The sequence below is a fragment of the Arthrobacter sp. NPDC056886 genome (assembly GCF_042788715.1).
Classification (GTDB): Bacteria; Actinomycetota; Actinomycetes; order Actinomycetales; family Micrococcaceae; genus Arthrobacter.
Map to the genome: position 1 here is coordinate 1 of NZ_JBHUBT010000003.1, position 21,249 is coordinate 21,249.

Here is a 21,249-nt window from a genome sequence, read left to right on the forward strand (position 1 = left end):
CGGCGGCGGCCCGGCCGCGGCGAAAATAGTACCTGGACGCGCAAATGGGGGGGCTACCCCCGAATACGGGTGTCGCCAGCCCTTTTGCGCGTCGTGAGGAAACTTGCGCCGCGGACGGGAAGCTAGCTGCGGAAGTTGACGAACTGCAGGTCGGCCTCGTCGAAGCCCTTGAGCAGGTTCATGGTCTCCTGGAGGTCATCGCGGGACTTCGACGTCACCCGGAGCTCGTCGCCCTGGATCTGAGACTTGACGGACTTGGGGGCCTCGTCCCGGATCAGCTTGTTGATCTTCTTGGCGAGGTCCTGGGCGATGCCCTCCTTGATGGAGGCCTCGAGCCGGAATTCCTTGCCGGAGGCGTAGGGCTCGCCGGTGTCGAGGGACTTCAGCGAGATGCCGCGGCGGATGAGCTTGGACTGCAACACGTCGAGCACAGCCAGCACCCGCTCTTCCGAGTTGGCCTTCATCAGGATCTTCTCGCCGCTGAAATCAACCTCGGCGCCGACGCCCTTGAAGTCGTAGCGCTGGGCAATTTCCTTCTGTGCCTGGTTCAGCGCATTGGCGACCTCCTGCTTGTCTACCTTGCTGACGACGTCGAACGTGGATTCGCCTGCCATGACTTTTCTCCTGATGGTTAGCCGGGTGCCTGGTGTGAGGCCGGTTGTCTGCATTCCAGCCTAGTACGGATACCCCCGTTCTGGAGGGCGGCCGGGCAGGACGACGTTTCACAGTCCGCTCATAGCTCAATCACTGCGGGAACGAAGCCAGGCCCGGAAGAGTTGCAAGGGTTGGAACCGCTGCTGAAAGGCAAGAACATGCACCATAAGGCCGTCCGCTACGTCACCCGCACCACTGCCGCCGCTGCCACTACGCTGGCCGCGACGGCGACCTCCGTTGCCGCCGCCGCACTGGCGGCCTCCATCATCCTCAGCCCGGCACCCGACGCGTCCGCGCGTATGGACGGTGTCCACACGGACTTGGCCCGCGCTATCGAGCTGAACCAGGTCACCCCGGAGCAGGCGGCGCGATTCGAGGCACGGCTGGCCGGACGCATTCTCGGAGAGGCCTGAATTTCCGGGCATTTTGGCCCATTTCTGGGCCGCTGAAGCGCCGATTCGATTCTTCGGCGGAAGTTCTGTAAAGTTGTCTTGCCCGCGGGTGCTGGAAGCGGAACGGACTGGAAACAGGCGTTCTGGGACTGGAAACCGCGAGTGATCTTCTTTTTGAAGTTCGGCAGATTACCCGAGCGGCCAAAGGGGGCTGACTGTAAATCAGCTGGCAACGCCTACGGGGGTTCGAATCCCTCATCTGCCACCCTTGGAAAAGCCTCCGGAACCAATTGGTTCCGGAGGCTTTTTCTTTGCCCGCGGTACCTCGGCCGGAACCCACCCACGTTCCTGGGCCCACCGCGGACACCAGGCCCGAGGGCGGGAATCGTGTCCAAAGCCGCCCCCCGACGGTGAACTGCGGTGTCCTATCCGCGATAGTCCGCGGCTCAGTCGAGCGGCGGATTGGGGATGGCCACCGTTGTCCCGGCGGGCGGAATCCATTCGCCGCCGGTCAGATAATTCAAATTGGCTATCCGCAATGCATGAAGCGGTACGCCGTAGCGGCTCGCGATGCCGGCGGGAGTATCTCCGGCGCTCGTCCTGTACAAGAGCTGCCCCCGCCCGTCCTGGCCGGTCACGCTACCGCTGGCGCCGAACTGCGGTACGTCCACGCCTCTGAGGTCGATGACCTTTCCCGCGGCAACGGACGTCGAATCGTTGAAACTCCTGAGGATTTCGGGAGTCATCCTGAAGTGGGCGGCGATGCCCTCCCAGGTGTCGCCGTCGACGGCCGTGTAGCGCATCGGCTGGTAAAACCCGTTCAGTTCGGTCGTCCCCAGCAGGCCCGAGGGCGCCGGGGACGTAGCAGTGGGTGCTGGGGACGTTAAAGCGGCCGCCGGGGTTCCGCCCGGGGCGTCCGGGCCGGATTCGCAGGCGGTCAGCAGGCCGGCGAGAACCGCGGCCAGAACAACTGCGGCGGCCGTCCGGACGCGTTTTACACCGGAACCGTGACTCACGCTGGCTGTCCTGTCATTCGGGGCCTCCCCCCGAGGCCCGTTAGGCCCAATTATTCCATACGTTTGATGAAGCCTCGTTTCCGCAGGGTGGGGCTCCTCGGGTTGGGTATAGTGCCGGTCATGGACGAAAAGGCGATCTTGCATACCTACCTGCGCACCCGGCGGGCCAGCCTGCTGGCAAAGCTTGACGGGCTCACCGAGTACGACGCGCGCCGGCCCCTCACAGCCACGGGCACCAACCTGCTGGGTCTGGTCAAGCATGTGGCCAGCGTTGAAGTCGGTTACTTTGGCGAGGTTTTTGGCCGGCCCAGCGACTTGGAGCTGCCATGGTTCGCCGACGATGCGGAGCCGGACGCCGACATGTGGGCTGCCCCTGGTGAGACGCGCGAGCAGATCGCGGAGCTGCACCGGCTCTCTGCCGTGCACAGCGACGCCACCATCGATGAACTCACCCTGGACGCACCCGGCGTGGTGCCCTGGTGGCCGGACGAGCGCAAGCACGTGACCCTGCACCAGATCCTCGTGCACATGTGCGTGGAAACGGCCCATCACCTCGGCCACGCGGACATCCTGCGCGAGCTCATCGACGGCAGGGCCGGCCAGCGCCCGGGGGACCCGAACCTCTCCCTGCGCACCCCCGAAGAGTGGGCTGTTCACCGGGCCCGCATCGAGGCGGCCGCCGTCGCCGCCGCAGCAGGCGCGCCAGGCCGGTAGCGCGGGCGCACATCGGGCCGATAGCAACCGGCGAGCCTAGCCGGCGACACGCTGCCGGCAACACCCAATGTTCTGAAAGCAAAATCTCAGTTTTCGAGGCAGCGCCAACGTAGGGTGGTCCCGTCCGCTGTTGAAGAAGAAGGAGCGATCGTGAAGTCGTTTGCCTGTGGTGATGTGGTTCCCGGTTGCGAAGCCCGCTGGGTGTGCAGTACGGATGACGAAATTCTGGTGAATGTGGCGGCCCATGCTGCGTCCGCACATGGGCTGGAGGAGCTGCCGGCCGACGTCGTGCAGTCGGTTCACAAAGCCATCATTTCCGTTAGTTGATTCACGAGGCAGGCGGCCACCCGCCCGACGCCGGGGCCGCTCCGGGCCCGGATTGGAACGAGAACCTGGCGGCCGCCTGCCGAGGTGTCGGCCTTGCCGCCGCCTACCAGCCCATTGTTGATACTGCCCGCGGCACAGTGGTGGGCTATGAGGCCTTGGCCCGGTTTCCGGGTTTCGCCGAAAAAAATCCTGAAGTGTGGTTTGCCGCCGCGCGCACGCATGGCCTGGCGGCCGAGCTCGAGGCAGCGGCCTTGCGGGTGGCGCTCGCGGCACGCCCCACCCTGCCTGCGAACTGCTTCCTGACCCTGAACGTCTCACCGGAGCTGCTGCTGACGGAGGGGATCCGTGAGATCTGGCGCAGTGAGGGAAACCTCGGCGGGCTGGTGGTTGAACTTACGGAACAAACCCCGATCGACTCCTATCTGGAGCTTGAGCCTGACCTCAACCAGCTGCGCGCTGCGGGCGCGCTGATCGCGATCGACGACGCCGGGGCCGGCTACGCGGGACTCCGTCACCTCCTGGCGCTGCGGCCCTCGCTGATCAAGATCGATCGTGAACTCATCCAGGACATCGACCGTGACGAGGCCAAGCGCGCCCTGGTCTCCATGCTCGGAACCTTTGCCAGCCGCGTGGACGCCTGGATCCTGGCCGAAGGAGTGGAGCGGGTGGAGGAACTGGACGCCCTCGTCGCCCTCGGCGTACCGCTGGTGCAGGGGTATTGCCTGGCCAGGCCCGGGCCGGCGTGGGAACCGATCGACCTTGATGTTGCCCACCGACTCGCGTCCAAACCACCGGTGGCCCACCAGGGCGTTATCCGGGACATCGTGGAACCCGCGACGACGGCCACCACGACGGCGACGGCGGCCGCCGCGTTTGATGACAGCCCCGCCCTGCAGTCGGTGGTGCTGATGGGCGAGCATTTGCGGCCCGTTGCTGTGCTCGACCCGGCGGCGGCGGCCCTGGGTGTGGTCAGCCCGGGAATGTGCGTCAATCTGGACACTCCGATCAGCGAGGCCCTGGCCCGCTCCATGACGAGGACCCAGGCCAGCCGGTTTGACCCCCTGCTGGTGACGGACAACGCCGGCCGCTTTGCCGGCGTCGCCCGCATGGAACGGATGATCACGGCCCTGGCGGACAGCTAACCGCCGGCCGGGTCCGGATCGCCTGGCCGTTCCGCCAGCAGCTGTACCGTGCCGGGGTCCTCCAAACCGTCGAAATAGCGGTCCAGGACATCGCCGAACACGGATTCGCGGGGGGCCGCCAGCCGGAACAGCGTCATGGACGAGTGCAGCTTCCGCGCGTCGATGCCGCCGAAAATCTGCACCGCGGACCGCCCCTCCAGGGAAGCCACCGCGGCGGCCCCCTCCCGCAGGCGCGGGCCAAGGACGTCGTGCCGGAGGTAGGCCCGGGCCTCGTCCAGGGAGGAGATGGCATACCTGCGGGCCGTTTCGCTGTGCCCCAGGCCTGCGAGCTGGGGGAAAACAAACCACATCCAGTGGCTCCGCTTCATCCCCGACCTCAGCTCCGCCAAGGCATGCCCGTAAGTTCCGCCGGCGTCCTGGGCGATCACGAACCGTTCAAGATCGTAGGGGTCTTCTTCCATGCTCGCTAGGCTACGTCGCCAGGCAGTGAAGCGACAGGGCCGCGGAAGCGCCCAACCCCCGCCCGACGCCCCACCCCCGCCCAACTCCCCAACCCCGCCCTACTCCCCAACAACAGGCGGCGGTAGTATCAATTTCGAGAGTCGGTGGCGCACCTCACGGTTGGCCGGGCGCCACGCTCGGCCGAGTCGGAGGGCGGATGTACGACGCATTTGGGCTGTTCACCGGGTCCACACTGGTGGAAATCGGGCTCCTGCTGGCGACATTTGTCCTGTGCTCCCTGATCGGCGTCGAACGGCAGGTCCGGCAGAAGAGCGCGGGCTACCGCACCCACGTTCTGGTTGGCCTGGGATCGTGCACCTTCACCCTTATCTCCGCCTACGGCTTCGCCGCCGTCCAGGGACCCGGGGGCACCCTGGACCCGTCCCGCATTGCAGCCCAAATCGTCAGCGGCATCGGCTTCCTCGGTGCAGGGGTGATTTTCAAGGGGAGGAACGTTGTCCGGGGCCTCACCACGGCCGCGAGTATTTGGGTTTCGGCCGCCGTCGGCATGGCCTGCGGGGCCGGGATGCTTTCCCTGGCGATTTCGCTGACCGCCTTCCATCTCATCACCTTGTACGTTGTTTCGCCCGCGGTCAGGAAAATACCTACGCCCGACACCAACCGAGTCCTGCATGTGGGCTACGCGGACAATCAAGGCGTGCTGAGGCAAGTGCTGGAGCTGGCCACCAACATGGGGTTCAGCTCATCGATCCTGAGCACCAAGAAATCGGGCAACGTACAAAAACCGATCGTTCTCATGAACATCCGTTTCCACGGTCATCTTCCGCTGCGGGAGCTCGTCCCGTCGCTCCTGGAGGTGCCCGGTGTGAAGACCGTCACCGTGCTCGGCTCCGACCCGAACGAGGACGACGATGACGACAGTGCCTGAGAGCCCGGAGCGGCGGGATCCCAGGGTTGACGCGTTCATCGCGGAGCTGCCGGACTGGCAGCAGGAAATCTGCGCGCAGGTGCGTGAACTTGTCCATGCCGCCGACCCGGCGGTCGGCGAGACCATCAAGCGCACCACGCAGCCGTACTTCGTCCTCGACGGCAACATCTGCGCCCTGCTCGCGGCCAAGGACCACGTCAACGTCTTCCTGTACGACGGCGGGATCGTCCCGGACCCGGAGGGCATCATCACCGGCGGGCACGACAACAAGACTGCCCGCACCGTCGCTTTCACCCAGGGGGAAGCCATCTCCGGCCAGGCCCTCACTGCGATGTTCCGGCAGATCATCGCAAACAACCGGGCCGGCGGCTGGCGGAAACTCAAGTCTGGCCGATGAAACACGATGACCGTTCCCAAACTGCCGTGCACGCTGATTGAAGCCGTTCGGGATGACCGTTAGAGTCTCCGGATGACCGAGAACAGCATCGCCCTGACGGAGACTGTGCGTGTGCGCGTGCTGCGCAGGCCCGACGCCGGCCCCCTGGCGGATGCCTATCTGCGGAACCGGGAGCACCTGGCGCCCTGGGAGCCGGTGCGGTCCGAGGAATTCTTCACCGCCGACGGACAGGCCGCCAGCATTGAATCCAAGCTCGGGTTGTTCATCGCGGGATCGGACGTGCCTTGGGTTCTGGTGGAAGGTTCCCGGATCATCGGGGTGATGAACCTCAGCGGGATTGTCCGGGGGCCGTTCCTCAGCGCCAATCTCGGCTACTGGGTGGACAAGGACACGACCGGGCGGGGGATTGGCACGGCAGCGCTGGAGTTCGCCGTCCAAACCGCCCGGAACGAGCTGGGCCTGCACCGGCTGCAGGCAGCCACTCTCCCGCACAACTCCGCGTCGCAGCGGATCCTGAAGCGGGCGGGCTTTGAGGAGATCGGTTTGGCCCCCCGGTACCTTCGGATCGCCGGTTCCTGGCAGGACCACATCCTGTTCCAGCGGATCCTGTACTGATGGCGGCTGTTCCGGGTGCACCCGTTCCGACTCCGCCTGCGGACTTTGGTGCCCTCCACCATGTTGAGCTCTGGGTGCCGGACCTGCCACGGGCCAGGGACCAGTGGGGCTGGCTGCTGGGCCGGCTGGGCTACGAGGCCTACCAGGACTGGGCCCACGGGTGCAGCTGGCGCCGCGGGCCCACGTATATCGTCGTCGAGCAGTCCCCGGCCCTGAGCGCAACAGTGCACCAGCGCACCGCGCCGGGCCTGAACCATCTCGCCTTCAGCGCGGGGACGCGGGAGCACGTGGACTCCATGGCGGGGGAGGGCCTCAGCTACGGCTGGGCCGAACTATTTCCGGAGAAATACCCGCACGCCGGAGGCCCCGGCCACTTCGCCGCCTACCTTGTAAATTCGGACGGCTACGAAGTGGAGCTGGTTGCCTCGGACTGATCGAGTCCGTGCCCTACGGAGTGGTTGACGGAGGCGTCTGTTCGGCCTTGAGTTCCTCGCCGTGGGCAATGATCGCGTAGATGATCAGCACGTCGATGGCGATGACGATGAAGGACCACCAGGGCTGCACCGGAATGAGCATCAGTTGAACAACCGCGCTGATGCCGGCAACGACGACAGCAACCACTCGAGCCCACGTTGCACCGGAGAAGAGCGCAATGGCGGTGAGGATCAGGAGTGCCCCGAGAGCCACATTCCACCAGCCCCACCCCTTCGCATCGAAGAGGAACAGCGCGCCCGGGGTCGACAGATAGTAGGTGTCGGGCCCGGTGAGGGCGACGAGACCTTGAAGGCCGCTGAAAACGCCGTTGATGATCAGGATGACACCGGCGAAACGGACCCAACCGGTCCAGCCAGTCGAAGCGACAGGATGATGGGCAGTACTCATAGTGACGACCGCTTTCCGTTGAATGCTCTGCCGTCGGCCTCATGGTCGGCGCAGTCGTGGGGTGCAGCTAGTACCGATTCCGATTATGTTCCTGGCAGTCCGGGCCGGTCAATCGCTGGAGAGACTTTGGAGCCGCCGCGGCCGGCGCGGCGTGGGCCACGGCTGGTGCAGACGCGCCGGGCCCATGGCCGGCCCCGGATCCGGGTACCTTGAAGCCATGACCATCATCCTTGTCGGCGGGGGCCCGGACACCGTCACCACACCTGCCGTCTTCGACCGGTTCGTTAAGGAACTCCGGCACCGGGCCCCCGGCAGGATTCCCCGCGTCGCCGTGGTTCTCTTTGACCACGAGGGCAGTTCAGCGTATTTCCTGCCTGCCTATCTGGAGCCGCTGGAGTCCCGGGTAGCCTGCGAGGTCGTCCCGGTCCTTCTCGGCTTCACCCGGGGCGCCGACCCTGCCGCGTTCGACGGCGTCGACGGGATCGTCGTCGGGGGCGGGCCGACGCCTGGCTATCTGGAGGGCTTGCTGCCGTCCGCGGAGGCCATCCGCCGGGTGGTCTCTGACGGTGTGCCGTATATGGGATTCTCCGCCGGCGCGATGGTGGCGCCCGTGCGGGCGATCGTGGGCGGCTATGTAATACGCGGCGCCGAGGTCTGCCCGGTGGATTGGTCGGAGGGTCTCGAGGAAGTGGAGATCCGCAGCGGGCTGGGCCTGGTGTCCTTCGCCGTCGACGTGCACGCCGCGCAGGCCGGAACGCTCGGCCGGGCCGTCGGGGCGGTGGCGAAAGGCCTCGTGGACCGCGCGGCAGCCGTGGATGAGAACACTGCCCTGGTCCTGCACCAGGCGGACCTGGAGGAGCTGGAAGTGATCGGCACCGGGAACTGCTGGACCATTCGCGGCGCTGGCGCGAAAGCTACCGTCTCGGTTCTGTCCGGGCGCAGCTAGCCGTTCGCCGTCATGCCCTTGGTACCTTGCCCCCTTGGCACGGTTGTTACTCATGGGTAACATTGACGCATGCACCTCCTGTTCCGGACCCTCCTCCTGCTGTTCACGTCCTCGCGCCGCTCACCCCTGAGCATCTGGGACAATTCCTCGCTACCGCTGCGGGTCCTGCCCACGGATATCGACATCGCCCTGCACGTCAATAACGGCATGTACTTCTCGCTCATGGACCTCGGACGCTTCGATCTCATGGCCCGCAGCGGAACCTGGAAAAAGATGCGCCGCCGGGGCTGGACGCCGGTGGCGGCGGGGGAGACCATCGCCTTCCGCCGTTCGCTGCAGCTCTGGCAGCGGTACACCATCGAATCCAGGATCATCGGCCTCGACTCGAAGGCCATCTACTTCGAGCAGCGGATGGTGGTGGACGGCGAGGTTTACGCGCGGGCCTACATCGCCACCCGGCTTCTCAGCAAGGGCAAGCCCGTCAGCCAAGACGAAATCATCCGCGCATTCGGCGCTCCGCCATCGGATTTGGAGCTGCCCGAGTGGATCCACGAATGGCGCGAAACCAATGCCCTGCCCGGCGCCAGGCGTCCGGCCCCGCACGCCTGGGCATGACCTCCCCGCACGCCTGGGCGTGATCTCCCCGCCGGCCTGCCGGGATGTGCCAACAGCGAAATGCCGGGGACAATTCACGGCTGCTCCCGTACCGTTGACTCATGGCTACCGTAGACATCACAGGTGAACAGTTCGCATCGACAGTCGAGGATAACGACATCGTCCTCGTCGATTTCTGGGCCGAATGGTGCGGCCCGTGCAAGCAGTTTGGCCCCACGTACTCGGCGATCTCCGAGAAGCACCCGGACGTCGTCTTCTCCAAGGTGGACACCGAAGCCGAGCAGCAGCTCGCTGCCGAGGCCGGCATCACGTCGATCCCCACGCTGATGGCCTTCCGCGAAAAGGTCCTGGTGTTCTCGCAGCCCGGCGCCCTGAATGCGCAGCAGCTTGAGCAGGTGGTGGACGCCGTCAAGGCCCTGGACATGGAGGAAGTCCACGCCCACGTGGCCCGCTCGCAGGCCGAGGCCGCCGTCGCGGCGGCCAGCCAGGACGGGACCCAGATCCCGGAAGCCTGAACCCCAACGCCTCAAATCGGCGGCTAAATTCCACGGCTTAAATCAACGCGGGGTCACACCGCGCCTCTAAACCCCCTCGGGATTCGGCGCGGCATGACCCCGCGTTTTTGCGGGCCCTATCGGGCGTTGGCTGGGGGCGGAATGCCTAGAGCGTTTCCAGCTTGACCGGCTCGGCCAGCAGCGCGCTGAGGGATTCGTTCAGATCCTGGACAGCTGTGCCCTTGGAGTGCGTGTCCAGGTCCGCCTGGCTGGCCCACCGTTCGGTCAGCACGAGCTTGTCCTCGCTGGCCTCGGTGAGCTCGTAGCGGATACAGCCGGGCTCATTGACCACCTCGTCAATCGCGATGTCCAGGGCGAGCTTCACGCGGAAGAATTCGCCGTCGTTGGGGATGAAAATGGCCTGAAGGTCAACGGGTGCAGTCATGGCAATTACCCTACCGGGCCGCCGGGCCGGCGCCGGAAGATGACCCAAGATTTCATAGGACTTCCAAGCTTCGCTCTTCTTTTGCCTCCGGTCAGTTGGTAGCGTCACATCATGCTTGCTTACACAGCCGGGGACACTGACGTCCCGCTGCTCGAGGAAACCATTGGCGCGAACTTCGAACGGATTGCCGCGCGGTTCCCATATCAGGACGCCCTGATCGAGGCGGCCGCGGTGCCCGGCGAAGAGGCCCGGCGGTGGAGCTATTCGAAATTGAACGACGACGTCGACCGCCTGGCGCGTGCGCTCCTCGCCCTGGGCGTCGCGAAGGGCGAGCGGATTGGCATCTGGAGCCCCAACTGCGCCGAATGGACCATCCTGCAGTACGCCACCGCGAAGATCGGGGCGATCCTGGTCAACGTCAACCCCGCCTACCGCAGCCACGAGCTCGAGTTCGTGGTCAAGCAGAACGGCATGCGGATGCTGGTCACCGCGCCGTCGGACCGGAACAGCGACTACACCGGGATGGCGCGGCAGGCGCTGGCGGCGTGCCCGGACCTGCGTGAACTGGTTTTCCTCCCGGATGCCGGCCTGGACGGCCTGGCCGCGGGCGAGCCCGAAAACGACGCGGAGCGCACCTACGCCGAGCTGCTCAAGCGGGCTGACGACGTCGGGCATTCGGACCTGTTGGCGCGCATGGCGGAACTGGACCCCCACGATGCCATCAACCTGCAGTACACCTCGGGCACCACAGGTTTCCCGAAGGGCGCCACGCTGACGCACCACAACATCCTCAACAACGGCTACTCGATCGGCGAGCAGCTGGGCTACACCGAACACGACCGCGTGGTGATCCCGGTGCCCTTCTATCACTGCTTCGGCATGGTGATCGGGAACCTCGCGGCCCTCAGCCACGGCGCCGCGACCATTATCCCGGGCCGGGCGTTCACGCCGGCCTCGGCGCTGGAGGCCGTGCAGGACTTCGGCGGAACCTCGCTATACGGGGTGCCCACCATGTTCATCGCCGAGCTCGCCCTGCCGGACTTCGCCTCCTACGACCTCTCGACCCTGCGCACGGGCGTCATGGCCGGATCGCTGTGCCCGATCGAGGTGATGAACCGGGTCATCACCGAAATGAACATGACAGACGTCGCCATTTGCTACGGCATGACGGAGACCTCGCCGGTGTCCACCATGACCCGCAGCGTGGACACCATGGCCCAGCGGACCGAGACCGTGGGCCGGACCATGCCGAACCTGGAGAGCCGGATCGTGGACCCGGCAACGGGAGAAGTACTGGAGCGCGGCGGGATCGGCGAACTCTGCACGCGCGGCTACGCCGTGATGCAGGGGTACTGGAACCAGCCGGACCAGACGGCGGAGGCGATCGACGCCGGCGGCTGGATGCATACCGGGGACCTCGCCCGGATGGACGACGCCGGGTACATCGTGATCGAGGGCCGGATCAAGGACATGGTGATCCGCGGCGGCGAGAACGTCTACCCGCGCGAAATCGAGGAATTCCTCTACACCCACCCGGACATCCAGGACGTGCAGGTGATCGGCGTCCCGGACGCCAAATACGGCGAGGAACTGATGGCCTGCGTCATCCTGAAGCCCGGCGCCGCGCCGATGGACGCCGCCAGCCTGGCAGAGTTCTGCCGCGGCAAGCTGGCGCACTACAAGATCCCGCGCTACGTGGATGTCCGGGACAGCTTCCCGATGACCGTCTCCGGCAAGATCCGCAAGGTGGACATGCGCCAGGAGGCCGCGGCGAGGCTCGGCCTCTAGCGGGTGCTCCGGCTGATGGTCCGGATGCCCACAACAACGCCGATGACTGCTGTCATGACGGCGGCGAGGAGGCCGTACAGCGTGTCCGGGCCGATGGATCCGGCGAACAGTTCGCGTTCCGCGTTCACCAGATACGTCAGCGGGTTGAACCGGCTCGCCACCTGCATCCAGTCCGGTCCGGCCTCAATGGGCAGCATGATGCCGGAGAGGATCATGAGCGGAAACAGGAGGGTCTGCTGCACAGCCCAGAAAATCCACTCCTTGCTCTGCGAGACCAGGGCCAGCGAATAGGACAGGGCACCCAAACCGATGCCGAAGATGCCCAGGATGATTAGGCCGAGCACCACATGCAACGGGTAGAAGGTGAATCCGAAGGGCACGCACACTATGGCGATCAGCATGCCCTGCACCACCAGCGGCGCCCACTCCTTGAGCGCCCGCCCGATCATCAGTGAGGAGCGGGACAGAGGCGTGGCCAGGATCCGCTCGTAGGAGCCCGTCATGAGCTCGTACTGCAGGTTGGATCCGGTCATGGACGTGCCGAACAGCGCGATCATCACCACGACGCCGGGCAGGAACCACTGCAGTGTGGACTGGCCCCCGAAGGCCGGAGCCCCCACGGCGGATCCGAGCAAAGGCCCGAACAGGGCGAGGAAGACCAGGGGCTGAAGCAAGGAAAAGACCAGCGAAAAAGGGTCGCGCAACGGCAGCAGCATCTCGCGGCAGAAGACATACCAAGTGTCCCGCAGGACCTGCCGAAGCCCGGGCTTCTTCAGCGCCGCTTCGTCCCGGGTGGTTTGCCCAAGCATCAGGCGTCCGCTCCTTCCCGCAGGCTGCGCCCGGTCAGTTCAAGGAACACATCGTCCAGCGTCGGAGGCTTGAGTTCCATGGACAAGGCGGGGGCCCCGGCGTCGTGCATCTGGTTCAGAAGCCCCGGAGCCAGCCGGGAGCCGTGAGTGATCCGGAGCCGGAAGCGGACCACGCCGTCGTACGCGCCTTCCTCCACTTCGCCACCCGCGGCGGCGCGCAGCAGGAGGGGCCGGACTCCGGCCGCGGACCTTGCCGCGACCTCCACCGCGAACAGGTCTCCGGCCAGGTCGGCCTTGAGCCGCGCGGGAGTGTCATCGGCGATGATCCTCCCGTGGTCGATCACGATCACCCGCTCCGACATCGAATCCGCCTCGTCCATGTAATGCGTGGTGAGGACGATCGTGGTCCCGTGCTCGGCCCGCATGCGCGTGATGTGCTCCCAGAGGTTCGCGCGGTTCTGCGGGTCCATGCCGGTGGACGGTTCGTCAAGGAACAGCAGCTGTGGGGAATGCATCAGCCCCAAGGCCACGTCCATGCGCCGCCGCTGGCCGCCGGAGAGCTTGATGACGGTGCGTTTCGCGAGGTCGGTGAGCTCCAGCGACGTGAGCAGCTCCTCGGCGCGGGCCTTGGCGTCCATGGCGTTCATTCCGTAGAAACGGCCCTGCATGACCATCTCGTCGATGACCCGGTAGCTGTGGCCCCCGCCGTTGCCCTGTCCGATGTAGCCGATCCTGGCCCGCACCCCTGCGGGATCTGTCGCGACGTCCAGGCCCGCTACCGTGGCAGTCCCGGACGTGGGCTTCAGGAGCGTGGTCAGCATCCTCAGGGTGGTGGATTTTCCCGCGCCGTTCGGGCCGAGGAACGCTACGAGCTCACCTGGCGCGACATCGATGTCGATGCCCTTGACGGCTTCTACAGTTTCCTTCTTGACGACGAAGTTTCTGGTGAGTTTCCGGGTGTGGATCACTGCGCACTCCAGGGGGCGAGGCACGGGCGCCCTGGGCTGCCGGACGCCATGCCGCAACGGTATACCCGCCGTGTGGGGTCGGTCCACCGGATTGGGGACTGCCCGGCGCCGGCTGGCCGGTCAGTGGCCGCGGTGGTCCTGGATGGTCATGCGCGGGCCGAAGGTCGGTTTCCGGAAGCCGCTCAGCCCGAGCATCCGGACCACCCGCTGCCTGTGCCCTGCCCAGGGGGCCAGCAGCCTGAGCATGCCGGCGTCGTCCGTGCGGCGGCCGGTCAGGGCGGCGCCCACGTAGGCCGCGAGGTGGTAGTCGCCCACCGCGATCGAATCCGGGCACCCGTGCGTGCGCTGCACCACCTCCGCCGCCGTCCACACCCCGATTCCGGGGAGGGTTTGCAGCTTGGTCCGTGCCTCGGCGGCGGGAAGGGCGGCGAGGCGTTCAAGCGCGGCGGCGGAGCGCAGCGCCCGCATGATGGTTGCCGAACGCTGCGGCCCCACCCCTGCCTTGTGCCATTCCCAGGACGGAATGCGGAGCCACTGCGCAGCCGTCGGCTGGACCAGCAGATTGGCGGGAGCCACGGTGCCAGCACCCGGCGCCGCCGTCCCGAAGCGGTACATCAGGTAGCGGTACCCGCGGCGGGCCTCGATCACGGTGACCTTCTGCTCCAGGATGGTCGGCACCAGTGAATCGATCATCCGGCCAGTTGCAGGCAGCCGGATCGCGAGGTTCCGGCGTCGGGCTTCAACCACCATGCGCGGGAGCGTCGCGTGGAACGCGGGCTCGTCGAAGCCGGACCAGTCGTCCTCGCTGCCGAGCATGCGGGGCACGGAGTCGACGGCGTCGACCGCTCCGGGCCCCCAGGCCTGCGCGTCCACGGCCGGGTCCGCCCGCGGCCCGGCGGTTGCCAGGCGCAGTGTGGCCGGACCGTGCGGGGTGGTGAACGCGAGCCAGACTCCGTCCGGGGCTGTGCGGATGGACGGGTCGCCGTGGCCGCGCAGGAGCGTGCCGATGGTCTGCATCAGGTCGAACGGGCCGCCCGGCCGCCACCGCAAGGAGGCGTCCGCCGCGGCGGCGAGGCCTGCGGGGACGTCTACAACGGTCATTCGAACATGTTCCCATGTCCCCCTGACAGCGGCCGCATCCGCAGCAACGGAGCATAGGCCGTAGGGCCCTTAACCTCCGGCGCTGCCGGGACTAAAATCCGGCTGTGGCGTGGATCGTCCACGCCCGCCTCTTGGCCCGAATCCTTGTTCTTAGGAGAGTGTGATGGCTGGTGGAGTAGTACATTTCGAAATCCCCGCAGACGACGAGGGCCGGGCACGGGAGTTCTACAGTTCGGCGTTTGGCTGGGAGGTCAGCGTCGTGCCGGAGATGAGTTACTCCATGATCAAGACCACGCCGACGGATGCGACGGGCATGCCCTCCGTTGCGGGCTCCATCAACGGCGGTATGTTCCACCGCGAAGGCGACCTCACGTCCCCGGTGGTCACCGTCGATGTCGATGACATTGACGCGGCGCTGGAGAAGATCAACTCGCTGGGTGGCAGCACGGTATTGGCGCGGCAGGAGGTCGGCACCATGGGCTGGGCCGCCTACTTCAGGGACACCGAAGGCAACGTGGTCGGTCTCTGGCAGAACGCCCCGCGTGAAGGCGGCACCGGCACAGCGGTGGATGACATCGGCGCCTGATCCCTGACGGGCGCGCCGGCCCCTCAATTCGTCCAACTCAGAACAACTATCTCAGCACCGGCCTCAGTGCATCCCCGTGGTGAGCCACAATGCAACGACCGCCAGCGGGACGGTGAGGACGACGGCGACCACGCCGGCCACGGCGAAGCCTCCCCAGCGGATCTCCACGTTGAGGGAACGGAGCCGCTCGTGCCACAGCAGTGTGGCCAGGGAAGCCCACGGGGTCACCAGCGGGCCCAGGTTCACGCCGATCAGCAGGGCCGCCAGCCGGGCTGGGGAGCCGCCCACCGGTTCCAGGGCCAGATAGGCGGGCAGGTTGTTGACGGCGTTGGCTGCCCCCGCGCCCAGGCCGGCGAGCTGCAGGAGCGCCGGCAAGCTCTCGCCCGTGCCGGCGATCCCGGACAGGAACCGGGTGAGCCCGTTGGCGTGCAGGGCCTCCACCACCATGAACAGTCCAGACGTGAGCATGAGCGGGCGCCAGGGAATCATGGACCAGCGCAGGACGGAGCGCCGCCGCCAGAGGAAAAGCAGGAGCAGGGCCGCGGCCGCCGCGAGCGCCGGGATCTGCACCGGAACCCCGGAGACCAGCGCCGGAAGCAGGACCACCATGACCCCGGATGCCGCGTACAGCAGCACCCGGTCCCGCACTTTATGGACCGGCTGCGGCCCGTACTTGCCGCGCAGATCCTTCCGGAACGCCAGCCACAGCAGCACCAGCGGCACGAGGATCCCCACCAGGGCGGGGGCCCACACCAGCGAGGCGAACGCGGCGGGGCTGAGCTTGAGCCGGTCCTGCGCCAGCAGATTGGTGAGGTTGGAGACCGGCAGCAGCAGGGAGGCCGTGTTCGCCAGCCACACTGTGGTCAGTGCGAACGGCAGCGGCGGAATGCGGGCGTGAATGGCCAGCAGCACGACGACGGGCGTCACCAGCACCGCCGTCGTATCCAAGGACAAGAACACCGTGGAAACGGTGGCGAGGGCGATCACGAGGAGCCACAGCAACAGGACCCGGCCGCGGCCCAGGACGGCCAGCCGCTCGGTGACCACGCGGAAGAGCCCGGCCTCATCCACCAGCTCCGTGACCAGGGACATCGCCAGCACGAACGCCAGCACCGGCACGGTCCGTGCTGCCAGCTCCTGAAAGGCGGGGAGCGGCAGCAGCCCCGTGGCCAGCGCCGCGCAGCCGGCCAGCAGCATGCCAGCGGGCAGCGCGTAGCTCTTGAGCTTCTTCAGCCGGGCTATCCTCTTCACCGCCATATCCTCGCACCTGCCGGGGCCGTGGCCGCGCCGACGTGCCTGCCCGTTCGGAGACGGTAACTTTGTACCTATGAAGTACGCCCAGTCCATCCTGGACCTCATTGGCCATACGCCGCTCGTCAAACTCAACCACGTGACCGATGGCATCGCAGCCACCATCCTGGTGAAGCTGGAATACCTGAACCCCGGCGGTTCGATCAAGGACCGCATTGCGGCGAAGATGATCGAGGAGGCCGAACGAACGGGCAAGCTCCTGCCCGGCGGCACCATCGTGGAGCCCACCTCGGGCAACACCGGCGTTGGCCTGGCCCTCGTGGCCCAGCAGAAGGGCTACCGCTGCATCTTCGTCGTGCCGGACAAGGTCGGCGAAGACAAGCGGGCCGTGCTCCAGGCGTACGGCGCCGAAGTGGTGGTCACCCCCACCGCCGTCCCGCCGGACAGCCCGCAAAGCTATTACGGCGTCTCGGACCGGCTCGTCACGGAGATTCCGGGCGCCTACAAGCCGGACCAGTTCTCCAACCCGGCCGCCCCGGCCAGCCACTATGAGACCACCGGCCCCGAGATCTGGCACGACACCGACGGCCGCATCACGCACTGCGTGATCGGCGCCGGCACCGGCGGCACCATCACCGGCACCGGCCGGTACCTCAAGGAAGTTTCCGCCGGACGGGCCGCGGCCGAGGGCGGGGTCGTGAAGATCATCGGCGCGGATCCCGCAGGCTCCGTGTACTCCGGCGGCACGGGCCGCCCGTACTTTGTCGAGGGCGTAGGCGAGGACATGTGGCCGGCCAACTATGACAAGTCCGTCCCGGACGACGTCATTGCCGTCAGCGACGCCGATTCCTTCGCGATGACGCGTCGGCTGGCGCGCGAGGAAGGCCTGCTGGTGGGCGGGTCCTCGGGCATGGCCGTCGTGGCCGCCATGGAGGTCGCCAAGGATCTCCCGGCGGAAGCCGTCGTCGTGGTCATCCTGCCGGACTCCGGCCGCGGCTACCTGGCGAAGATCTTCAACGACCAGTGGATGCGCTCCTACGGCTTCCTGGCCAGCGGGGACGAGGCCTCGGTGGGCGAGGTCCTCAAGGCCAAGACCGGTGAACTGCCGGACCTCGTCCACATCCACCCGAACGAGTCCGTTCGCGATGTCATCAACATCATGAACGAGTACGGCGTCTCGCACATCCCCGTCCTGTCCCAGGAACCGCCCGTGGTCATGGGCGAGGTCCTCGGCGCCGTGGACGAGCGAACCCTCACGGCCAAGCTCTTCCGCGGCGAGGCCAAACTCTCGGACAAAATCTCCGAACACATGGAGGCCCGCCTCCCTGTGATCGGCTCGCTTGAATCGATCTCGACCGCCCGCGAACTCCTCTCCGACGCTGACACCCTCATGGTGACGTTTGTCGGCGCTCCGGTGGGGATCCTGACCCGCCACGACCTCCTCGCGTACCTCAGCAACTGACCAGTTCAAGGAGTCCCATGTCTTTGCCTGAAAGCTCTTCCTCGAAAAACCCGGGCTTCAACACCCGCGCCATCCACGCCGGCCAGGCGTTTGAGCCCCGCACCGGGGCGGTGGTGCCCCCCGTGCATTTCTCGTCGACCTATGCCCAGGACGGGATCGGCGGGTTGCGGGACGGCTACGAATACGGCCGGGGCACCAACCCCACCCGTGACTCGCTGCAGGAGCAGTTGGCCGCGCTGGAAGGCGGGAGCGCCGCGTTCTCCTTTAGCTCGGGCCTGGCCGCCGAGGACTCGATGATCCGCGCCCTCACCCGCCCCGGTGACCACATTGTGCTCGGCAACGACGCCTACGGCGGAACATACCGGCTCATCAGCCGGGTCCTGGGGGAGTGGGGCATCGGCAACACCCCGGTGGACATGGCCGACCTCGACGCGGTCGCGGCCGCCGTCGCAGCAGGCGGCACTGCCGACAGCACCGTCGGCGGCGGCGGCAAGACCCGCCTGGTGTGGGTGGAGACGCCGTCGAACCCGATGATGAAGATCACCGACATCGAGGCGCTCGCCAAGGTGGCGCACGACGCCGGCGCGCTCCTCGTGGTGGACAACACGTTCGCCTCGCCGTACCTGCAGACCCCGCTCGCCCTCGGCGCCGACATCGTGGTGCACTCCACCACCAAGTACATCGGCGGTCACTCGGACGTCGTCGGCGGCGCGATCGTGGTCAACGACCCGGAGCTGGCGGAGAAGATCGGCTTCGTCCAGTTCGCCGTCGGCGCCGTGTCCGGGCCGATGGACGCCTTCCTCACCACCCGTGGCCTGAAAACCCTCGGCGTGCGCATGGACCGGCACAGCGACAACGCCCAGGCCGTGGCCGAATGGCTGCTGGAACGCCCCGAGGTGGAGGCCGTGCTGTACCCGGGCCTGCCCTCGCACCCGGGCCACGAGCTGGCCCGGAAGCAGATGAAGAAGTTCGGCGGCATGATCTCCGTGCAGTTCAAGGGCGGCGAGGCCGCGGCACGCAAGGTGGCCGAATCGACCTCTGTCTTCACCCTGGCCGAGTCCCTGGGCGGGATCGAATCGCTCATGAACTACCCCTCGGAAATGACGCACGCCTCGGTCAAGGGCACCGAACTGGCGGTCCCGGTCAACCTGATTCGGCTCTCCTGCGGCATCGAGGACGTCGAGGACCTGATCGCGGACCTCGACGCTGCGATTTCATCGCTGGCGGACAACAGCTGAGCGGCAGCTGATCCGCAGCGCGGACCACCCTAGCTTTCTCTAAGAGAGTCAGCTAGGGTGGTCCGCATGGCACTCCGATCCGATTGGTCCCAGCGGACCTGCAGCATGGCCCGCGGCCTCGACATCCTCGGCGATCCCTGGAGCATGCTGGTCCTGCGCGAAGTGTTCTTCGGCAACGGCCGCTTCGAGGCCATGAAGCAGCGGCTGGGGGTGGCCGATTCCGTGCTCACCAAGCGGCTCTCCGGGCTCGTGGAGGCCGGCCTCCTCACCCGGCGGCCCTACGACGACGGCGGCCGCACCCGCCAGGAATACGTCCTCACCGCCAAGGGCGAAGACGCCCTCCCGGTGCTCAACGCCGTCGTGATCTGGGCCGAAAAGCACCTCCCGGCGCCGTCCGGGCAGGCGCACATGTTCGTCATCCACAGCGGCTGCGGGGAGCGGACCTCCTCGGCGGACACGTGTACGGCCTGCGGGGAACCGCTGACGGCCGCCAACACAAGCTGGCACAGCCTCTCCCGCACCGCGGACCCCGTGCCCCTGGCCTCGGCCGGCACCGGGACCCCTGTCCAGAACGGAACCGCCGCATGAGCGCCCCGGACACCATGCCCCCCGTTCCCGTCCGCCGCCGCATCCACCCGGCGTGGACCGTCGCCGCCGTGGCGTTCCTCGCGCTGGTCGGCGCCGCCGGGTTCCGGGCAGCGCCGGGCGTGCTGATGGTGCCGCTGCAGAACGAGTTCGGCTGGTCCACCACCGTGCTCTCTGCCGCGGTCAGCATCAACCTCGTGCTCTTCGGGCTGACGGCGCCGTTCGCGGCGGCCCTCATGGAACGCTTCGGCATCCGTGCCGTCACGGCCGTGGCCCTGGTGCTGATCGGCGCCGGCAGCGCCCTGACAGTCCTCGTGACCCAGTCCTGGCAGATCCTGCTGACGTGGGGGCTGCTGATCGGGCTCGGCACCGGGTCCATGGCGCTGGTCTTCGCCGCCACCATCGCTAACACCTGGTTTGCCAAGAGCCGCGGCCTGGTGATCGGCATCCTCACGGCCGGCAGTGCCGCCGGGCAGCTCGTGTTCCTGCCCTTCATCGCACTCCTGGCCCAGGACCCGGGCTGGCGGCAGGCCTCGCTCCTCATCGGTGCCGGCGCGCTGGCCGTGGTGCCGCTGGTGCTGAAGTTCCTGAAGAACTCACCGGCCGACGTCGGCGTGCTGCCCTACGGGGCGACGCCGCCGGCCGCCGGCGCAAGCACCGGGGTGGAAGCGTCCGAATCGGGGACGACAGCGCCCGGCCAGGCAGCCCCCGGGCCGGAGACGGCGGAGCCCCGCCGGAACGCCGCGGTCCGTGCCCTGCAGGTCCTCAAACGGGCCAGCAAGGTGCGCACCTTCTGGGCCCTCGTTGCCGGTTTCGCGATCTGCGGCGCGACCACCAACGGGCTGATCGGCACCCACTTCATCCCCTCCGCCCATGACCACGGCATGCCCGAAACCACCGCGGCGGGCCTGCTCGCCGTCGTCGGCCTCTTCGACATCATCGGCACCATCGCCTCCGGCTGGCTGACGGACCGCTTCAACCCCCGGATCCTGCTCGCCGTGTACTACCAGTTCCGCGGGATCGGGCTGCTGGTCCTGCCGCTGCTGCTCAGCGCCACGGTCCAGCCCAGCATGATCGTGTTCGTGGTCATCTACGGCCTGGACTGGGTGGCCACCGTGCCTCCCACGGCCGCGATCTGCCGCCAGGTGTTCGGCGCCGACGGGAGCGTCGTGTTCGGTTGGGTGTTCGCGGCCCACCAGCTCGGCGCCGCCGCCGCCGCCCTTGCAGCCGGGGCGGTCCGTGACGCCACCGGCCAGTACACCTACGCCTGGTTTGCCGCCGCGGCCATGTGCACCATCGCCGCCGTCATCAGCGCCACCATCCGCAAGGACGCCCGGAAGACGGAGTCGGTCCCGGTCCCGGCGTAGCTGTTCTGTAGACTGACCCGACAGCGAGGGCGCGTTTGCGCCGCCCTGGACGGAACCGACCAAAC

At 67.1% G+C, this 21,249-nt stretch carries 26 protein-coding genes and 1 tRNA gene; 18 read left to right on the forward strand and 9 right to left on the reverse strand.

Annotated elements, in window-relative coordinates; translation table 11 throughout:
• Positions 1-122: 122 nt before the first annotated feature.
• Complete coding sequence (locus tag ACFRJ8_RS05720; protein WP_018773569.1) at positions 123-614, reverse strand: YajQ family cyclic di-GMP-binding protein; 492 nt, start codon at positions 612-614, stop codon at positions 123-125.
• Between the two features lie 198 nt (positions 615-812).
• Here ACFRJ8_RS05720 and ACFRJ8_RS05725 point away from each other — a divergent pair, with 198 nt between their 5' ends.
• Both ACFRJ8_RS05725 and ACFRJ8_RS05730 read left to right on the forward strand, forming a co-directional pair.
• Positions 813-1,067, forward strand: a complete 255-nt coding sequence (locus ACFRJ8_RS05725) for a hypothetical protein (RefSeq protein WP_377985197.1) — start codon at positions 813-815, stop codon at positions 1,065-1,067.
• A 162-nt stretch (positions 1,068-1,229) separates the two neighbouring features.
• Positions 1,230-1,311: transfer RNA gene (locus ACFRJ8_RS05730), tRNA-Tyr, on the forward strand.
• A 181-nt stretch (positions 1,312-1,492) separates the two neighbouring features.
• Here the strand turns inward: ACFRJ8_RS05730 and ACFRJ8_RS05735 are convergent.
• A complete protein-coding gene (locus ACFRJ8_RS05735; RefSeq protein ID WP_377985198.1) occupies positions 1,493-2,062 on the reverse strand; it encodes a LysM peptidoglycan-binding domain-containing protein in 570 nt (189 codons plus the stop codon).
• 120 nt (positions 2,063-2,182) lie between these two features.
• Here ACFRJ8_RS05735 and ACFRJ8_RS05740 point away from each other — a divergent pair, with 120 nt between their 5' ends.
• The 3 genes from ACFRJ8_RS05740 (at position 2,183) to ACFRJ8_RS05750 (ending at position 4,245) form a co-directional block, all read left to right on the forward strand.
• Positions 2,183-2,776 carry a DinB family protein gene (locus ACFRJ8_RS05740; RefSeq protein WP_377985199.1) on the forward strand — a complete coding sequence of 198 codons (594 nt, stop codon included), beginning with the start codon at positions 2,183-2,185 and terminating at the stop codon, positions 2,774-2,776.
• Positions 2,777-2,926: 150 nt separating this feature from the next.
• Positions 2,927-3,103, forward strand: a complete 177-nt coding sequence (locus ACFRJ8_RS05745) for a DUF1059 domain-containing protein (RefSeq protein ID WP_377985200.1) — start codon at positions 2,927-2,929, stop codon at positions 3,101-3,103.
• Positions 3,100-4,245 carry an EAL domain-containing protein gene (locus ACFRJ8_RS05750; RefSeq protein ID WP_377985201.1) on the forward strand — a complete coding sequence of 382 codons (1,146 nt, stop codon included), beginning with the start codon at positions 3,100-3,102 and terminating at the stop codon, positions 4,243-4,245. The genes ACFRJ8_RS05745 and ACFRJ8_RS05750 overlap by 4 nt, the downstream gene beginning before the upstream one ends.
• On the opposite strand, the gene ACFRJ8_RS05755 is transcribed toward ACFRJ8_RS05750, so the two are convergent.
• Positions 4,242-4,706, reverse strand: coding sequence for a DUF1810 domain-containing protein (locus tag ACFRJ8_RS05755; protein WP_377985202.1), 465 nt, complete (start codon positions 4,704-4,706; stop codon positions 4,242-4,244). The genes ACFRJ8_RS05750 and ACFRJ8_RS05755 overlap by 4 nt on opposite strands.
• A 197-nt stretch (positions 4,707-4,903) precedes the next feature.
• On the opposite strand from ACFRJ8_RS05755, the gene ACFRJ8_RS05760 reads away from it, so the two are divergent.
• The 4 genes from ACFRJ8_RS05760 (at position 4,904) to ACFRJ8_RS05775 (ending at position 7,081) form a co-directional block, all read left to right on the forward strand.
• Complete coding sequence (locus ACFRJ8_RS05760; protein ID WP_377985203.1) at positions 4,904-5,635, forward strand: MgtC/SapB family protein; 732 nt, start codon at positions 4,904-4,906, stop codon at positions 5,633-5,635.
• The gene (locus ACFRJ8_RS05765; RefSeq protein ID WP_377985204.1) at positions 5,619-6,032 is read left to right on the forward strand and encodes a DUF1801 domain-containing protein; all 414 of its coding nucleotides are present in this window, start codon (positions 5,619-5,621) and stop codon (positions 6,030-6,032) included. The genes ACFRJ8_RS05760 and ACFRJ8_RS05765 overlap by 17 nt, the downstream gene beginning before the upstream one ends.
• Before the next feature lie 72 nt (positions 6,033-6,104).
• Positions 6,105-6,647 carry a GNAT family N-acetyltransferase gene (locus ACFRJ8_RS05770; RefSeq protein WP_377985205.1) on the forward strand — a complete coding sequence of 181 codons (543 nt, stop codon included), beginning with the start codon at positions 6,105-6,107 and terminating at the stop codon, positions 6,645-6,647.
• On the forward strand, positions 6,647-7,081 hold the full coding sequence (locus tag ACFRJ8_RS05775; RefSeq protein ID WP_377985206.1) for a VOC family protein: 435 nt from the start codon (positions 6,647-6,649) through the stop codon (positions 7,079-7,081). Before ACFRJ8_RS05770 ends, ACFRJ8_RS05775 begins: the two co-directional genes overlap by 1 nt.
• A gap of 13 nt (positions 7,082-7,094) precedes the next feature.
• Here ACFRJ8_RS05775 and ACFRJ8_RS05780 read toward each other — a convergent pair whose 3' ends face one another.
• A complete protein-coding gene (locus ACFRJ8_RS05780; RefSeq protein WP_377985207.1) occupies positions 7,095-7,529 on the reverse strand; it encodes a hypothetical protein in 435 nt (144 codons plus the stop codon).
• Between the two features lie 217 nt (positions 7,530-7,746).
• Between ACFRJ8_RS05780 and ACFRJ8_RS05785 the strand changes: the two genes are divergently transcribed.
• The 3 genes from ACFRJ8_RS05785 (at position 7,747) to trxA (ending at position 9,605) form a co-directional block, all read left to right on the forward strand.
• Complete coding sequence (locus ACFRJ8_RS05785) at positions 7,747-8,475, forward strand: Type 1 glutamine amidotransferase-like domain-containing protein (RefSeq protein ID WP_377985208.1); 729 nt, start codon at positions 7,747-7,749, stop codon at positions 8,473-8,475.
• A 69-nt stretch (positions 8,476-8,544) separates the two neighbouring features.
• A complete protein-coding gene (locus tag ACFRJ8_RS05790) occupies positions 8,545-9,090 on the forward strand; it encodes an acyl-CoA thioesterase (protein WP_377985209.1) in 546 nt (181 codons plus the stop codon).
• Between the two features lie 101 nt (positions 9,091-9,191).
• On the forward strand, positions 9,192-9,605 hold the full coding sequence (trxA, locus tag ACFRJ8_RS05795) for a thioredoxin (protein WP_377985210.1): 414 nt from the start codon (positions 9,192-9,194) through the stop codon (positions 9,603-9,605).
• Positions 9,606-9,750: 145 nt separating this feature from the next.
• Here trxA and ACFRJ8_RS05800 read toward each other — a convergent pair whose 3' ends face one another.
• Positions 9,751-10,029: a putative quinol monooxygenase gene (locus ACFRJ8_RS05800; protein WP_377985211.1), complete on the reverse strand. Its 279-nt coding sequence runs from the start codon at positions 10,027-10,029 to the stop codon at positions 9,751-9,753.
• A gap of 111 nt (positions 10,030-10,140) precedes the next feature.
• Here ACFRJ8_RS05800 and ACFRJ8_RS05805 point away from each other — a divergent pair, with 111 nt between their 5' ends.
• The gene (locus tag ACFRJ8_RS05805; protein ID WP_377985212.1) at positions 10,141-11,817 is read left to right on the forward strand and encodes an AMP-binding protein; all 1,677 of its coding nucleotides are present in this window, start codon (positions 10,141-10,143) and stop codon (positions 11,815-11,817) included.
• Here the strand turns inward: ACFRJ8_RS05805 and ACFRJ8_RS05810 are convergent.
• The 3 genes from ACFRJ8_RS05810 to ACFRJ8_RS05820 form a co-directional block, all read right to left on the reverse strand.
• Entirely contained in the window at positions 11,814-12,626 is an 813-nt protein-coding gene (locus tag ACFRJ8_RS05810; protein WP_377985213.1) for an ABC transporter permease, read from the reverse strand. The two genes, ACFRJ8_RS05805 and ACFRJ8_RS05810, sit on opposite strands and share 4 nt — an antisense overlap.
• Positions 12,626-13,594: an ATP-binding cassette domain-containing protein gene (locus ACFRJ8_RS05815; protein WP_377985214.1), complete on the reverse strand. Its 969-nt coding sequence runs from the start codon at positions 13,592-13,594 to the stop codon at positions 12,626-12,628. The genes ACFRJ8_RS05810 and ACFRJ8_RS05815 overlap by 1 nt, the downstream gene beginning before the upstream one ends.
• A 120-nt stretch (positions 13,595-13,714) precedes the next feature.
• A complete protein-coding gene (locus ACFRJ8_RS05820; protein ID WP_377985215.1) occupies positions 13,715-14,695 on the reverse strand; it encodes a DNA-3-methyladenine glycosylase family protein in 981 nt (326 codons plus the stop codon).
• 163 nt (positions 14,696-14,858) lie between these two features.
• Here ACFRJ8_RS05820 and ACFRJ8_RS05825 point away from each other — a divergent pair, with 163 nt between their 5' ends.
• Complete coding sequence (locus tag ACFRJ8_RS05825; RefSeq protein WP_377985216.1) at positions 14,859-15,281, forward strand: VOC family protein; 423 nt, start codon at positions 14,859-14,861, stop codon at positions 15,279-15,281.
• 63 nt (positions 15,282-15,344) lie between these two features.
• Here ACFRJ8_RS05825 and ACFRJ8_RS05830 read toward each other — a convergent pair whose 3' ends face one another.
• Positions 15,345-16,538: an SLC13 family permease gene (locus tag ACFRJ8_RS05830; RefSeq protein ID WP_377985217.1), complete on the reverse strand. Its 1,194-nt coding sequence runs from the start codon at positions 16,536-16,538 to the stop codon at positions 15,345-15,347.
• A 70-nt stretch (positions 16,539-16,608) separates the two neighbouring features.
• Between ACFRJ8_RS05830 and ACFRJ8_RS05835 the strand changes: the two genes are divergently transcribed.
• From ACFRJ8_RS05835 to ACFRJ8_RS05850, 4 genes are all read left to right on the forward strand, one after another.
• Positions 16,609-17,994, forward strand: coding sequence for a cystathionine beta-synthase (locus ACFRJ8_RS05835; protein ID WP_377985218.1), 1,386 nt, complete (start codon positions 16,609-16,611; stop codon positions 17,992-17,994).
• A gap of 17 nt (positions 17,995-18,011) precedes the next feature.
• Complete coding sequence (locus tag ACFRJ8_RS05840) at positions 18,012-19,232, forward strand: cystathionine gamma-synthase (protein ID WP_377985219.1); 1,221 nt, start codon at positions 18,012-18,014, stop codon at positions 19,230-19,232.
• A 66-nt stretch (positions 19,233-19,298) separates the two neighbouring features.
• Complete coding sequence (locus ACFRJ8_RS05845; RefSeq protein ID WP_377985220.1) at positions 19,299-19,820, forward strand: winged helix-turn-helix transcriptional regulator; 522 nt, start codon at positions 19,299-19,301, stop codon at positions 19,818-19,820.
• Positions 19,817-21,184, forward strand: coding sequence for an MFS transporter (locus ACFRJ8_RS05850; protein WP_377985221.1), 1,368 nt, complete (start codon positions 19,817-19,819; stop codon positions 21,182-21,184). The genes ACFRJ8_RS05845 and ACFRJ8_RS05850 overlap by 4 nt, the downstream gene beginning before the upstream one ends.
• Positions 21,185-21,249 lie beyond the last annotated feature (65 nt).

Bases quoted from the DNA above. Each gene is read 5' to 3' on its own strand.
- ACFRJ8_RS05725 (WP_377985197.1), top strand. From the start codon at position 813: ATGCACCATAAGGCCGTCCGCTACGTCACCCGCACCACTGCCGCCGCT.
- ACFRJ8_RS05800 (WP_377985211.1), bottom strand. From the start codon at position 10,029: ATGACTGCACCCGTTGACCTTCAGGCCATTTTCATCCCCAACGACGGC.
- ACFRJ8_RS05840 (WP_377985219.1), top strand. From the start codon at position 18,012: ATGTCTTTGCCTGAAAGCTCTTCCTCGAAAAACCCGGGCTTCAACACC.
- trxA (WP_377985210.1), top strand. From the start codon at position 9,192: ATGGCTACCGTAGACATCACAGGTGAACAGTTCGCATCGACAGTCGAG.
- ACFRJ8_RS05805 (WP_377985212.1), top strand. From the start codon at position 10,141: ATGCTTGCTTACACAGCCGGGGACACTGACGTCCCGCTGCTCGAGGAA.
- ACFRJ8_RS05780 (WP_377985207.1), bottom strand. From the start codon at position 7,529: ATGAGTACTGCCCATCATCCTGTCGCTTCGACTGGCTGGACCGGTTGG.
- ACFRJ8_RS05785 (WP_377985208.1), top strand. From the start codon at position 7,747: ATGACCATCATCCTTGTCGGCGGGGGCCCGGACACCGTCACCACACCT.
- ACFRJ8_RS05765 (WP_377985204.1), top strand. From the start codon at position 5,619: ATGACGACAGTGCCTGAGAGCCCGGAGCGGCGGGATCCCAGGGTTGAC.
- ACFRJ8_RS05830 (WP_377985217.1), bottom strand. From the start codon at position 16,538: ATGGCGGTGAAGAGGATAGCCCGGCTGAAGAAGCTCAAGAGCTACGCG.
- ACFRJ8_RS05845 (WP_377985220.1), top strand. From the start codon at position 19,299: ATGGCACTCCGATCCGATTGGTCCCAGCGGACCTGCAGCATGGCCCGC.
- ACFRJ8_RS05790 (WP_377985209.1), top strand. From the start codon at position 8,545: ATGCACCTCCTGTTCCGGACCCTCCTCCTGCTGTTCACGTCCTCGCGC.
- ACFRJ8_RS05820 (WP_377985215.1), bottom strand. From the start codon at position 14,695: ATGACCGTTGTAGACGTCCCCGCAGGCCTCGCCGCCGCGGCGGACGCC.
- ACFRJ8_RS05770 (WP_377985205.1), top strand. From the start codon at position 6,105: ATGACCGAGAACAGCATCGCCCTGACGGAGACTGTGCGTGTGCGCGTG.
- ACFRJ8_RS05760 (WP_377985203.1), top strand. From the start codon at position 4,904: ATGTACGACGCATTTGGGCTGTTCACCGGGTCCACACTGGTGGAAATC.
- ACFRJ8_RS05755 (WP_377985202.1), bottom strand. From the start codon at position 4,706: ATGGAAGAAGACCCCTACGATCTTGAACGGTTCGTGATCGCCCAGGAC.
- ACFRJ8_RS05835 (WP_377985218.1), top strand. From the start codon at position 16,609: ATGAAGTACGCCCAGTCCATCCTGGACCTCATTGGCCATACGCCGCTC.
- ACFRJ8_RS05740 (WP_377985199.1), top strand. From the start codon at position 2,183: ATGGACGAAAAGGCGATCTTGCATACCTACCTGCGCACCCGGCGGGCC.
- ACFRJ8_RS05775 (WP_377985206.1), top strand. From the start codon at position 6,647: ATGGCGGCTGTTCCGGGTGCACCCGTTCCGACTCCGCCTGCGGACTTT.
- ACFRJ8_RS05825 (WP_377985216.1), top strand. From the start codon at position 14,859: ATGGCTGGTGGAGTAGTACATTTCGAAATCCCCGCAGACGACGAGGGC.
- ACFRJ8_RS05720 (WP_018773569.1), bottom strand. From the start codon at position 614: ATGGCAGGCGAATCCACGTTCGACGTCGTCAGCAAGGTAGACAAGCAG.
- ACFRJ8_RS05850 (WP_377985221.1), top strand. From the start codon at position 19,817: ATGAGCGCCCCGGACACCATGCCCCCCGTTCCCGTCCGCCGCCGCATC.
- ACFRJ8_RS05810 (WP_377985213.1), bottom strand. From the start codon at position 12,626: ATGCTTGGGCAAACCACCCGGGACGAAGCGGCGCTGAAGAAGCCCGGG.